The 12968-nt window shown below is 62.1% G+C and carries 11 protein-coding genes; 3 read left to right on the plus strand and 8 right to left on the minus strand.

Annotated features, from left to right (window positions below):
• Positions 1-541 (plus strand): hypothetical protein (locus tag I71_RS06535; protein WP_244433678.1); only part of this gene is annotated, 541 nt, incomplete at its 5' end.
• A 61-nt stretch (positions 542-602) separates the two neighbouring features.
• Here I71_RS06535 and I71_RS37165 read toward each other — a convergent pair.
• The 8 genes from I71_RS37165 to I71_RS06565 form a co-directional block, all read right to left on the minus strand.
• Positions 603-1589 carry a hypothetical protein gene (locus I71_RS37165; protein WP_148294167.1) on the minus strand — a complete coding sequence of 329 codons (987 nt, stop codon included), beginning with the start codon at positions 1587-1589 and terminating at the stop codon, positions 603-605.
• Positions 1590-1697: 108 nt separating this feature from the next.
• Complete coding sequence (locus I71_RS35665) at positions 1698-2417, minus strand: biotin--[acetyl-CoA-carboxylase] ligase (RefSeq protein WP_083897015.1); 720 nt, start codon at positions 2415-2417, stop codon at positions 1698-1700.
• Positions 2418-2858: 441 nt separating this feature from the next.
• Positions 2859-3680 carry an IS5 family transposase gene (locus I71_RS06540; protein ID WP_083897016.1) on the minus strand — a complete coding sequence of 274 codons (822 nt, stop codon included), beginning with the start codon at positions 3678-3680 and terminating at the stop codon, positions 2859-2861.
• A gap of 84 nt (positions 3681-3764) precedes the next feature.
• Complete coding sequence (locus I71_RS06545) at positions 3765-5849, minus strand: methyl-accepting chemotaxis protein (protein ID WP_042692681.1); 2085 nt, start codon at positions 5847-5849, stop codon at positions 3765-3767.
• A 295-nt stretch (positions 5850-6144) separates the two neighbouring features.
• Positions 6145-7152, minus strand: coding sequence for a TRAP transporter substrate-binding protein (locus I71_RS06550; protein ID WP_042692684.1), 1008 nt, complete (start codon positions 7150-7152; stop codon positions 6145-6147).
• 77 nt (positions 7153-7229) lie between these two features.
• Complete coding sequence (locus tag I71_RS06555) at positions 7230-8507, minus strand: TRAP transporter large permease (RefSeq protein ID WP_042692688.1); 1278 nt, start codon at positions 8505-8507, stop codon at positions 7230-7232.
• A 40-nt stretch (positions 8508-8547) separates the two neighbouring features.
• Entirely contained in the window at positions 8548-9132 is a 585-nt protein-coding gene (locus I71_RS06560) for a TRAP transporter small permease (RefSeq protein WP_042692691.1), read from the minus strand.
• The gene (locus I71_RS06565) at positions 9129-9767 is read right to left on the minus strand and encodes a gluconokinase (protein WP_083897017.1); all 639 of its coding nucleotides are present in this window, start codon (positions 9765-9767) and stop codon (positions 9129-9131) included. Before I71_RS06565 ends, I71_RS06560 begins: the two co-directional genes overlap by 4 nt.
• 384 nt (positions 9768-10151) lie before the next feature.
• On the opposite strand from I71_RS06565, the gene I71_RS06570 reads away from it, so the two are divergent.
• Both I71_RS06570 and I71_RS06575 read left to right on the plus strand, forming a co-directional pair.
• Positions 10152-11216 (plus strand): LacI family DNA-binding transcriptional regulator, encoded by a 1065-nt coding sequence (locus tag I71_RS06570; RefSeq protein WP_083897018.1) that lies wholly within the window; start codon positions 10152-10154, stop codon positions 11214-11216.
• A 133-nt stretch (positions 11217-11349) separates the two neighbouring features.
• Entirely contained in the window at positions 11350-12852 is a 1503-nt protein-coding gene (locus I71_RS06575; RefSeq protein ID WP_042692695.1) for a thymidine phosphorylase family protein, read from the plus strand.
• Positions 12853-12968: the final 116 nt, after the last annotated feature.

The raw sequence follows: 12968 nt of genomic DNA on the forward strand, positions 1-12968 counted from the left end.
TGGATCAGCCCGCACCATGCCCCAGGGCACCCTTGACCGCGAACCCCTCGAAGCCGTCGGCGTCTTCGCCCGGGCGGTGGAGCGCGAACGGGTGCCCGGCGTCCTGGAATGCCGCCTGCTGGCGAACGCCCTGAAGCGCACGCTCGACAGCGGGGGGGAACGCGAATTGACCGAGGCCTCGCGCGTGTTCCGCACGCTCGATGCCGACCTGCGCGAGCGCATCGTCGCCCGCGCCCGGGTGGAGGCCCAGCAGACCCGCGCCCAGGCGAAAGTGGCCGGGCTGACGGCAGCCGGGACGGCGGCGGCCGAAACGACGGCAATTGCCGCCGACCAGGATGCGGTGACGCAGGAGATCCCGGCGATGCCCACCCGCCGCGTTTCCGAACCGAAGGGCCACGCCGGCACCAACTTCCTGGCCGCACTGAACGGCCTGCGCCCGGCCGCCACCGCCGGCAGCCGCGGAGCCGCCCGCGACCGCCTGCGCGCCGCCGTTGATTCGCAGCGCCGCGTGGGCCAGCGGACGGAGCCGACGCTGGAGTGACGACGCGGCACGTCGCCGCCCGGCCGAGCCGACTAGCATGGCGGTGTGGGCATGCCCCATTTCATTTGTTTCTTTTTTTGTACTCAGAGTAAATCATCAAAACACCAACAACAACAACAATTCCGCTCAATTGATACAATTTTGGTTCTTGTGTTGCTTCAGGGTAAATTCTATACAATACATATGATATGGAAACGGTGAATGCTGGAATTAGGTAGAACTGAATTGATATCTGTTCCTGGCTTCTTTTATAAACCTCCAATGTTATGTGGTAGAGAATTCTACCAAAGAAAGCCGGCACAACTGTTCCAATAATCATCAAGACAACGATCAAGTAATTGGCTTTATCATAATGGAAACTTATGTCAGATTGCAGGAAGTATACACCAATCACCATCATCATAAGGCTAGACCCGAGAATCGATGAAAATGTAATAGCACCTATCAATTTTTGAGGGTTATCTTTAAATTTCTCGGCAATTATCTGAATGGTCGTGTAGAAAAGCGCAGGCGTCAAAAGAGCTGCTGTATATCCGCTAAGGTCAAAGCTCCAATATTGATTCTTATCACTATAGAAATATGTCAAACCTACGATAAATATTGATAGAATCGACGCCACAATAAAATAGGATCGATCAAATTTTTGTCTTGATATTATAAAAGCAACAGCCACTGATGTCATTGGAGAAGCGTTAAGTATCATAGAAAGTTCATTTGGCGACAGTGATGATTGAGCAATCATGTAAGTGTATAAACTTGCATAACCGGTTATCATGGATAAAATAATCACTCCAAAAGAATTTATGTCGAATATTATTTTCTTAATTCCTATTCTTACTTCACTGATTGTTAAAAGTCCCAGATATGCGATCAAAAGAGCTGCCTCACAGATCAACAAGGCTCTCATTTGCCCAACAGAATCTTGTGCCACAGTGCGATAGAATGGATTGGTAAGTGGATGCTGAAAGGCATAGAAGAATACAGTTAGTATCGAAACAAAAAAACGGAAATCCTTGCGCTTCTGAACCAAAGATATAATTGTTTGCATCGTAAAAATCCTATATTTATTAAGATAAATTGTATTTTTAAAAAGTATTTATTTGCTAATAAGTATCACATCATGTGAACTCATTATCTTTAGAAGTTTTATCCGAAGTCAAAGCAATAATTCTCCTCTCTCATTAACTCCTTCGTAAATTCCAGATTGATATGTTGACTTATCATACCCGAATCCAACTGTAATTTTCTGACCTATCTTGAAAGATGCCTGTCTATAATCATCCAAAATTTTGCCAAATCCAAACTCGCGCCACAGATCAATTTGGCGGGGAAGCTCGACATTCAGCCGTTGAATTAGGCTATCCCTTGTCGCTTCCTTAAAGCCCAGGCCATGGAGTGAGTTTGGAGGGTACAGCATTCCTTCGCCGTCTGGATGATTGGTAACGTTAATTCCCGTACCAATCACAACCCATTCCGGCTGCGTCCCATTGGCAATTCCGCTTGTTTCAAGAAGTGATCCGGCAATCTTGAAATTATTTATAATAATATCATTCGGCCACTTCATCCATAATTTATTACTATTGCGAATCTCCTGAGATATTGAATTTCTTACAGCCAATGCATTGACAAACACCAAATCAACAAATGATGGCCAGTCTTCTTGAGGCCTTACAATAATTGACCAGAACACATTTCCAGAAATTGAGTCCCATTTCCTATTATGCCGTCCCCTCCCGGCAGTTTGAGAATGAGACCAAACCACAGTAAAATTATCGGCCCCTTTTTGCGCCAATTCTATTGCATCGGTATTGGTGCTTGTTGTTTCATACTTTTCTATTATGCGCATTGCGTGCACCCATGATTTGTCATGGAACATCAATCAAAAGCAGCGCCTTGCAAAAGATATGACGAATAATTGTTCAAAATCTTTTGCTGGCCATATAAGATTACGCTGATTTGACATGTTGCGCAATGAAAAAAGATGATAATGATTCGCGTACAATCCTGGCGCTGAAACAGTCATGCCGCCTCGCTGAGCATTGCCCTATGAGAGCCATGAGTAGATTGCAAGATAGTATGCATTTTTATTATATTCAATAAGGACTATTCAATAATAACAACCGAGCTATACGTCGATGTCCAAGTTGTCGACAAGACGGCGGAAAATGACGTGCCCGCGCAGCTACAGGGCTTAACGGCCCATGCCGGCCAGCCGCGCCAGGATGCGCAACTCGCTGGCGCTCGCGTCTTCTCGGATCGGGAACGCTGCGGGCATATGCTTCCACTCTCTGGCATAAGAGCCCGTTTGACAACCGCTTCAGTGGCAGACTCGTCGACGTAGCAGGCTTGCCATAGCAAGCTGTATCATGCCGCCGGAGACGTCGATGCACGCTTCGTAATCGCGAACCAGACGTCTCCAGCGGGTCATCCATCCGAAGGTCCGCTCGACCACCCAGCGCCGCGGTACGACCTTGAACCCTGGCTCTGTGTCGGTTCGCCGGACCACTTCGATGGTGAAGTCGAGGAAGGCAGCCTTGTCCATCAGCTTCTTGCGATCATAGGCGCTGTCGGCGAAGAGGTGCTTCATCCACGGCCAACGCTTGCGCATCGCCTCCAGAATTTTCTGGGCTCCGGCAGAGTCGGAGATGTCAGCCGTGGTCAGGTTCACCATCAGCAGGCGGCCATCGGTGTCGACCGCGATGTGCCGCTTGCGCCCATTGATTTTCTCGCCCGCGTCATAGCCGCGCTTCGCGGCGGCGGGAGCTTTCACCGATTGGCTGTCCACAACCCCGGCGCTCAGGCTGGCCTCGTGCCCAGCCCGTTCACGGTCGATCATCAACGCCACGTCGTGGGTCGTCTGAAACAGCAATCGCCGCAGGAGATGCCGAAACCACCAATACACCGTCTGCCACGGTGTGAAGTCCTTCGGTAAAAGCCGCCAGCCACAGCCCGTCCGGGCCAAGTAGCGCAAGGCGTTCAAGACTTCCCGAAGATCTACAGTCTTCGGACGGCCGGTGGCGGCCTTCTCCGGCATCAGCGGTTCTATCAGAGACCACTCCTCATCGGTCAGGTCCGTCGAATACCGCTTCGTCTTCTTCTCAATCCTGGCCATTCGGCTGCGCGTCGCTTCGGTCCACATCCAAAGTTTGAATCATATCACGCCGTTACAGCCAACCCTTTTCAAACGGGCTCTCAGCGGGGGGCTGTCGGCCCCCTCCCGGTCTCACCCTTCCCGGATCGTCGCCACGAAGCGCTGCACGTCGCCGCGCAGTTGAGCCGACTGCTGCGACAGCGTGTCGGCCGCGGCGCGGGCCTGGGCGGCCATGCTGCCGGTCTCGCCGGCGGCACGGGTGACACCGTCGATGTTGGCCGACACCTCGCGGGTGCCGGTGGCGGCCTGCTGAACGTTGCGGCTGATCTCGCGGGTCGCCGCCCCCTGCTCCTCCGCGGCGGCGGCGACGGCGGTCACCGTCTCGCTGATTCCCAGGATGGTGCGGCCGATGGCCTGGATGGCGCCGACGGCGTTGCCGCTGACCGCCTGGATCTCGGCGATCTGCCCGGCGATCTCCTCCGTCGCCTTGGCGGTCTGGCTGGCGAGGTTCTTCACCTCCTGCGCCACCACGGCGAACCCCTTGCCAGCTTCCCCCGCCCGCGCCGCCTCGATGGTGGCGTTCAGCGCCAGCAGGTTGGTCTGCCCGGCAATCGACTGGATCAGGGTCACCACCTCGCCGATCTTCTGCGCCGCTTCGGCCAGACCGGCGACCGTGCCGTTGGTTTTCTCGACCTCGCCCACCGCGTCGTTCGCCATGCGGGAGGAGGCGGCGATGCGCTGGTTGATCTCCTCGATGGAATGCGCCAGCTCCTCCGCCGCCGCGGCCACCGTCTGCACGTTGCCGCTGGCGACATCGGCGGCGCTGGCGACGGCAGCGGCCTGGGCGCTGGTCTGCGCGGCGATGGCGGACAACCCTTCCGAATCGGTGCGGATCGCCTCGGCCTGCCGCGCCACATTGGCGACCACATCACCGACCGATCCCTCGAAGCGGTCGGCCAACCGGGCCAATTCCTCCCTGCGCTGCCCGGCGGCGCGCTGTTCGTCGAGGCGGCGCTGCTCCTCCATCTCGGCGACGCGGCCGGCATTCTCCTTGAACAGCTGGAGCGCCTTGTTGATGGCGCCGATTTCGTCGGCACGGTCGCTGTCGGCAACCTCCACGTCGCGCCGACCGGCGGTCAGCGCCTGGATGGTGGCGATGATCCGGCGCAGCGGCTGGCCGATCACGACGCGGCTGGTCAGCCACAGCGCCAGCAGAAGCGCGGCGGTCAGCAGGACTGCGCCGATGGCGATGAAGTGCGTCAGCGCCTGCTTCGGCAGCTCGACCTGATTGATCGGCAGGTTGACCAGGATCGCCCAGGGCGTCCCCGTGCCGTCGATGACGACCGGTTTGAACAGCTGCTTCACCTCGGTGCCCAGGCTGGCCGACACCGAGAAATGGGCGAAGGGTCGGCCTTCGCGGATGGCGGGCATCGCGTCCTTAAGTCTGGGGTTGGTCTCAAGGATCGGTTTGCCCAGATGTTCGGGATTGCTGTAGGCCGCCCAGGCGCCGCCATTGGAAACCAGGAAAACCGAACCCGTCCCAAATGGCTTCGCCGATTTCAGTTCATTCCAGATTTCGTCGTTGGCTATGTCGACGCCGGCAACGCCGATGACCTTGCCGTCTTCCATGATCGGAACGACGAGCGAAACCATCAGAACATTTTTCCCGGCCACAAGATAGGAATAAGGTTCGACGATGACTTCATGCTTCGTGCGTTTCGCTTCGTTGTAATAGAATCCTTCAGCGCCGGAGCTTTCGTAATTGGATAGCGGCTGGTAGTTGATCTTGTCGCCGACTCTGTTCCAGTAGGGGATGAATCGCCCGGTGGAGTCTCCGGTGGGGGCGTTTACAAAGTCTTTGTCCCTGCCATCGAGTGCGTTCGGCTCCATGCCCACCCAAACACCCAGCAGTTTTGGATCGGCGATCAGCAGGCTTTTGAGCCACGCGCTCACCTTGTCGCGATCGACGACTCCCTGGCGCTTCAGGGCGAGCAGGGTGGTGCTGATGTGACGGCTGATGCTCATGGCCTCGTTCAGCCGCCGTTCGACGGTGGCGGCGTGATACTTGCCCAGCGCCTCTCCCACCTCGAAGGACAGCGCGTCGGTATCCGACCCGCTCTTGGCGGAAATCACCACCGTACCAACGCTCAATCCAACCAGGAGTACAAGGCCGATCGCAAGCACCAGCTTGGTCACCAAAGGCAACGTCTTGAACATCGAAACACCCCGCAACACATCCGAATGACGGGTCGACACCCATACCGATCGTGTCGCGGTTTTGTTAAATCCACGTAAATTGAAATCCAATATGATTGTAGAACAAATATTTAGCGCGTTCTATTATCAAAATTCCGACAAGCACCCATACCTCTACCCAGAAATCATACCTAAGGACCGGTTTGCAAATCGCTCCGGTGCATAAACCCTTCACTCGGAAACCGATAAAAACAGTGGGGGCGGCCGGCATGACCCGAACCGCCCCCCGTCATCCCTGAAACCGGCGTCGCCGCGGTTACTTCCGGGCAGCGGCGATGGCGCCCTGCAGGTCCTTCAGCACCTCGGCACCGCCGTCGGCGGCGTACTTGTCGAAGGCGGGCTTGACCATCTCGCGCATGCGCTCCAGCTCGGCCGGGCTCAGCTCGTTGATCTGCATGCCCTTTTCCTTCAGGTAGGCGATGCTCTGGGCCGAGGCCTCGCGGCTGTCCTTGCGCTCGAACTCGCGCGAGGCGACGGCGGCCTCGTTCAGGATCTTCTTCTCGTCGGCCGACAGGCCGTCGTACCAGCGCTTGCTGGCCAGCATGATCCACGGGCTGTAGACGTGGCGGGAGATCGTCAGATACTTCTGCACTTCATAGAACTTCGACGACTGGATGGTGGTGACCGGGTTCTCCTGGCCGTCGACCGTGCCGGTCTCCATCGCGGTGAACAGCTCGGAGAAGGCCAGCGGCACCGCGTTGGCGCCGAAGCGGTTGAACATGTCGATGTAGACCGGGTTCTGCATCACGCGCAGCTTGATGCCGCCCATGTCCTCCAGCTTGGTGATCGGCCGCTTGCTGTTGGTCAGGTTGCGGAAGCCGTTCTCCCAATAGACCAGCCCGACCAGCCCCTTGTCGTTCAGCGACTTCAGCAGCTTCTCGCCGAACGGGCCGTCGAGGACGGCGTCGGCCTCCTTCTCGTTGTTGAACAGGAAGGGCAGGTCATAGACGCCGAAATCCTTGACGATGCCGACGAGGGTGGCAGTGGAGCCGACCATCATCTCCTGCGCACCGCCGATCAGGGCGTTCTGCATCTGGATGTCGCTGCCCAGGCTGGCGTCGCCGAAGCCCTTCAGCTTGAGCTTGCCGCCGCTGCGCTTGGACAGCTCCTCGGCGAAATACTTCACCGCGCGGCCCTGGTTGCTGCTTTCCGACAGGCCGTAGCCGAAGCGGATGATGCGGGTCTTCACGTCCTGCGCCGAAGCGGCGACCGGAGCCAGCAGGGCGGCGGCGATGCCGGTGGCGAGCAGCAGTTTGCGGAACATGGGGTCGATCTCCCTTGCCATCTGGTGATTGGCGTCTGGTGTTTGGTTGGTTTTAGGCTTTTGGACTTGGGTACGCGTCAGTGAACCAGGTGCAGCGGGGCGGTGACGATCTCCGGCACGGCGATCAGCAGGCCCACCAGCACGATGTAGGTCAAAAGGAAGGGCCAGATGCCCTTGGTGGCGCTTTCCAGCGAGATGCGGGCAACGCCGCACACCACGTTCAGCACCGTGCAGACCGGCGGATGGATCAGGCCCAGCGTGCCGATCAGCACGAACATCACGCCGAAATAGGTCGGGTCGATGCCGGCCTTGATCGCCAGCGGGGTCAGCACCGGACCCAGCACCAGGATGGTCGGCGTCAGGTCCATCACCGTGCCGACGGCCAGCAGAAGCAGGGCGATGGCCAGCATCAGCATCTTGGGATGGCCCATCAGCGGGGCCAGCAGCTCCGTCATCTGCTGCGGCAGGTCGGCCAGCGTCACCATATAGGACGACACCAGGGCGGCGGCGCACAGGAACATGACGGTGCTGGTGGTGCGCGCCGCCTGGACCAGCAGCGGGACCAGCTGCGGCAGCGTCACCTGACGGTAGACGAACAGCGCCACGAACAGCGAATAGACGGCGGCGACCACCGCGGCCTCGGTCGGCGTGAAGATGCCGCCACGCAGGCCGCCGATGATGATGACCGGCAGGGCCAGCGCCCAGATGCCGTCGCCCAACGCCTTCAGCCGTTCCCGGCCGCTGGCCTTCGGCTGCAGCTTCACCGTCATGTCGCGGACGACGAAGACCCAGGCACCGATCAGCCCCAGCCCCATCAGCAGGCCGGGCACGATGCCGGCCATGAACAGCGAGCTGATCGAGGTGTTGGTGGTCACGCCGAAGATGATGAAGGGCATGCTGGGCGGGATGATCGGGGCGATGATGCCGCCCGACGCGATCAGGCCGGCGGAGCGCGGCACCGGATAGCCGTGGTCGCGCATCATCGGGATCAGCAGCGTCGCCAGGGCCGCGGTGTCGGCGATGGCCGACCCCGACAGGCTGGCCAGCATCACCGAAGCGCCGATGGTCACGAAGCCCAGGCCGCCCTTGATGTGGCCGACCAGGCTGACCGCCAGGTTGATGATGCGCTGGGAGATGCCGCCGGCGTTCATCAGCTCGCCGGCCAGGATGAAGAAGGGCACCGCCATCAGCGGGTAGTTGTCGGCGCCGCTCAGCATGTTCTGGGCGACCAGCTGGGCGTCGAAGAAGTCGAGGTGGACCATCAGCGCGACGCCGGTCAGCATCAGCGCAAAGGCGATGGGCATGCCGAGCAGCATGAAGCCGAACAGCGAGCCCAGGAAAATGGTGAGTGTCATGGCGGCGTCTCCGTCCGCAAAGGGTCTTCTGGGCTGGGCTTCAGCGCTTGGCGACGGCTGCACCGGGATGGCTGCCGGGCACAGCCGGAGGTGCGACGGCGGGGCCGTGCGCGTCGGGATGGTCCATCATCGTGTCGGGGTCGCCGGGGATGCGGGCGCCGGGCTGGTTGGTGACGATCCGCCACAGGTTTGCCAGCACGATCAGCGCCATGGCGATGGCCGGGAAGAAACCGGCCGCGGCATAGAAGGCCATCGGGAAGCGCAGGACGGTGGAGAAGGTCTCCATGCCGATCAGCAGCTGGATCCAGCTGCCCTGCACGAACAGATAGAGCGCGTACAGCATCATCAGGTGCGCGATCACCGCGCAGGCGCGGCGCACCTTGAAGGGCAGGCGGGCCTGCAGGATCTCAAGCCCCAGATGCCGCTGGTGGCGCAGCGCCACGGTGGCGCCCAGGAACACCAGCCAGACGAACATCAGCCGCGCGATCTCCTCCGCCGCGACGACGCCGCTGTTGAAGATGTAGCGCAGGACGACGTTGCCGAAGACGAGACCGACCATGACCGCCAGCATCGCCGCCATGATCCATTCGGTGATCCGCTCCAGCAGATCCGCAACGCTCTTCATGCGTTCCTCCCAGCGGCTCCGCCGCTCTGATTCCCAGCGGCTCCGCCGCCTTGGTTCGATTTCCCGCCGGTGTTGGTCAGGCGGGCATAGGCATCGGCGACGATGGCCTCGGCCGGCATCGTCACCTCATAGGACAGCACGGCCTCGTCGGCCGTCGGCATCTCCAGGTCGGCGAACTGGCTGTCGACCAGGGCTGTGGGCATGAAATGGGCGGTGCGCGCCCCCATGCGGGAGGAAATCAGCGCCTTGTCGCCGTGAAGGTGCAGGAAGACCACCCGTTCGCAGTCACCGCGCAACCGGTCGCGGTAGCGCCGCTTCAGCGCCGAGCAGGCGACGACCAGCCCGCGCTCCGCACGATGCGCCTCGGCGATGAAGCCGGCCAGCGTGCCCAGCCAACCGTCGCGGTCGGCGTCGGTCAGCGGGATGCCGGCCGACATCTTCTCGATGTTGGCGGGGGGATGATGGGCATCGCCCTCGATGAACACGTCGCCCAGCTTCTCGGCAAGGCTCTGGCCGACGCTGGACTTGCCGCAGCCGGCGACCCCCATCACCACGACGATCAGCGGCGCCCCGCCCGGTGGTTCTGGGGAAATGACGTTCATGCCGGGAGACGGCGCAATGGAGGGACCGTTCATGAGGCTCGTGTTCCCGAAGACCGGTGCAGCACCGCCCCCACGACCGGGATCGTGGCGGCCCACGCACCGACAAAATTATGTTAGCGCTATCATCATCAGCTCAAATCGATATCACCGGCCTTGCCGGCCGGAAATCGCAGATGACGCCGAGACGAGGTGGCGATACTGTTAGCGCTAACCTTGACGGCCGTAAAGAGTTTTGTTTGAGTTGCGGACAAACTGATCGGACATGGCCGCGGGTTGCAGGCCCCGGTTCGGAATCGGGGCACCGAACGGAAGGCTTCCGCAGGGGATGCGGCGGTCGGCGAGTATGATACACACCGGTGACCAGCGCGCCCGCGCGACCTTCCGTCGCGCCGGCCGGAAACGGAAGGACGAAGCCCTGTGACGACCCGTGGCGGCGATGGGACTGCAACCCCGGCGGTCAAGACGCGCAAGCCGCGCTCGTCGCGCACCGGCCGCGCGACGATGGCGGACGTGGCGGAGCGGGTGGGCATCAGCGCCATCACCGTGTCGCGCGCCTTCAAGCGGCCGGAGCTGGTGGTGCCGGAGCTGCGCCAGCGCATCCTCGACACCGCGCAGTCGATGGGCTACGTGCCGAATCAGGCCGCCAGCGCGCTGGCTTCGGCGCGGTCGATGACGGTGGCGGTGCTGATCCCGTCCATGACCAACATGGTCTTCGTCGAAACGCTGGCCGGCATCCACGACATGCTGCTGCCACGCGGCTACCGCGCCCTGATCGGCGTCACCCATTACTCGCCGGAGGAGGAGGAGCGGCTGATCCGCACCTATCTCCAGTTCCAGCCCGACGGCCTGCTGCTGACCGGCACCGACCACACCGCGGTCGCCCGCACCTACCTGTCCGCACTGTCCAGCCCCACCGTCCACATGATGGAACTGCTGGACGATCCCGACAGCCTCAGCGTCGGCTGTTCGCAGGAGGAGGGGGGGCGGCTGATGACCACCCACCTGCTGGCGCGCGGCTACCGCCGCATCGGCTTCGTCGCCGTGCAGCTCGACCCCCGCACGCTGGCGCGCCTCGACGGCTACCGCCACGCGCTGGAGGAGGCCGGGCTGTATGACGAGACGCGCGTCTGGCGCCTGCCCGACCGGTCCTCGATCCAACTCGGTGCGGCGATGATCGACCGGCTGATGGCGGAGGGCAGCGACTGCGACGCGGTGTTCTTCTGCAACGACGATCTGGCCCAGGGCGCCCTGTTCCAGTGCCAGCGCCGCGGCATCCGCGTGCCCGACCAGCTTGCCATCGCCGGCTTCAACGACCTGCCGGCTTCGGCCTGGACCACGCCGACCCTGACCACCGTCGCCACGCCGCGCTATGCCATCGGCCGCCACGCCGCGGCGATGCTGCTCGACCTGATGGACGGCAAGGACCCACCGCAACGCCGCCTCGACCTCGGCTTGACCTTCATCGCGCGGGAAAGCACCTGATGCTGCGGCTAGCCATAGGCACAGCCCCTCCGTCCCGCCAATGATCCGGATCAACCGCAGCGCGTAAGACCCGGCATGGCTGACGCGCAGGCTCGGCGACGCTGATGCGCCGGGCCGGGCGTAGACTGTGCGCATGCTGACGCTTCGACATCTGGCGATCGACACCGTCCGGGAGAACGTCGCCTTCCTCAACCGCCGCTGCAGCCGCTATCATGTCGAGGATTTCCTCGGGCTGGGCCGGGTGGAGGTGCGCAACGACGGCCGCTCCCTGCTGGCGGTCCTCAACGTCGTCGACGACCCGGCCATCCTCGGCCCCGACGAGATCGGCCTGTCCGACCCCGCCTTCGGTCAGTTGGGACTGGCGGAGGGATCCGCTGTCCATCTCGTCCCGCCGACCCCGCCGGAGAGCTTCGAGCTGGTGCGCGCCAAGGTCGGCGGCGCCGCTCTGACCGACGACCAGTTGGCCGCCATCGTCCGCGACGTCACCGAGCAGCGCTATTCCAAGATCGAGATCGCCGCCTTCCTGATCGCCTGCGCCAGCTTCATGACGACGGCGGAGGTGCTGGGCCTGACCCGCGCCATGATCGCCGCCGGCACCCGCCTCCATTGGGAGGGCCTCAATGACGTCAGCGGCGGCACCATCGCCGACAAGCATTGCATCGGCGGCATCCCCGGTAACCGCACCTCGATGATCGTGGTGCCCATCGTCGCCGCCCACGGCCTGCCGATCCCCAAGACCTCGTCGCGCGCCATCACGTCCCCCGCCGGCACCGCCGACACCATGGAGGTGCTGGCCAACGTCGACCTGCCGGTGGAGCGCATGCAGGCCCTGGTGCGCGAGGCCAGGGGCTGTCTGGTCTGGGGCGGCCATGTCCGGCTGTCGCCGGCCGACGACATCCTGATCTCGGTCGAACGGCCGCTCGCCATCGACACCCGCGAACAGCTGGTCGCCTCCATCCTGTCGAAGAAGGTGGCGGCCGGTTCCACCCATCTGCTGATCGACATCCCCGTCGGCCCCAGCGCCAAGATCCGCACCGCGGGCGAGGCGGTGCGCCTGCGCAAGCTGTTCGAGCATGTCGGCGACCGCCTCGGCCTGACGCTGGAGGTGGCGATCACCGACGGCTCGCAGCCGGTCGGGCGCGGCATCGGCCCGGTGCTGGAGGCGCGCGACGTGATGGCCGTGCTGCGCAACGACCCCGCATCCCCCGCCGACCTGAAGGAGCGCGCCCTGCTGCTGGCCGGACGCATCCTGGAATTCGACCCCGCCGTCCGCGGCGGCAGCGGCAACCGCCGGGCGCGCGAGCTGCTGGAGTCGGGTGCCGCACTGGCCGCCATGGAACGCATCATCGCCCTGCAGGGTCCGCCGCCCGCCGTGGCCACCCTTGGGTCCCTGGTGGCGGAGGTCGCCTCGCCGGCCGACGGGGTGGTGTCGTCGCTCGACTGCTACCGCCTCGCCCGCATCGCGCGGCTGGCCGGTGCGCCCACCGACAAGGGGGCCGGCATCGACCTGCTTCGCAAGGTCGGCGAGCCGGTGCGCCGGGGCGAGCCGCTGTACCGCATCCACGCCGGCACCAACGCCGACTTCACCTTCGCCCAGGCCCACGCCGCGGAGAACAGCGGAGTGGCGGTGGGGTGAGCATCTGAAGGAGCCGACTTATGCCCCTGTCGCTGACCTTCCATGGCGCCGCCGGAACGGTGACCGGTTCCTGCTTCCGCCTGTCGACGCCCGAAGGCGACGTGCTGATCGATTGC

It is taken from the genome of Azospirillum sp. B506 (assembly GCF_000333595.1).
In the GTDB taxonomy this organism is placed as follows: domain Bacteria; phylum Pseudomonadota; class Alphaproteobacteria; order Azospirillales; family Azospirillaceae; genus Azospirillum.

Coding starts and splice junctions, on each gene's coding strand:
- I71_RS37165 (WP_148294167.1), bottom strand. CDS start 1,589: ATGCAAACAATTATATCTTTGGTTCAGAAGCGCAAGGATTTCCGTTTT.
- I71_RS35665 (WP_083897015.1), bottom strand. CDS start 2,417: ATGTTCCATGACAAATCATGGGTGCACGCAATGCGCATAATAGAAAAG.
- I71_RS06540 (WP_083897016.1), bottom strand. CDS start 3,680: ATGTGGACCGAAGCGACGCGCAGCCGAATGGCCAGGATTGAGAAGAAG.
- I71_RS06545 (WP_042692681.1), bottom strand. CDS start 5,849: ATGTTCAAGACGTTGCCTTTGGTGACCAAGCTGGTGCTTGCGATCGGC.
- I71_RS06550 (WP_042692684.1), bottom strand. CDS start 7,152: ATGTTCCGCAAACTGCTGCTCGCCACCGGCATCGCCGCCGCCCTGCTG.
- I71_RS06555 (WP_042692688.1), bottom strand. CDS start 8,507: ATGACACTCACCATTTTCCTGGGCTCGCTGTTCGGCTTCATGCTGCTC.
- I71_RS06560 (WP_042692691.1), bottom strand. CDS start 9,132: ATGAAGAGCGTTGCGGATCTGCTGGAGCGGATCACCGAATGGATCATG.
- I71_RS06565 (WP_083897017.1), bottom strand. CDS start 9,767: ATGAACGGTCCCTCCATTGCGCCGTCTCCCGGCATGAACGTCATTTCC.
- I71_RS06575 (WP_042692695.1), top strand. CDS start 11,350: ATGCTGACGCTTCGACATCTGGCGATCGACACCGTCCGGGAGAACGTC.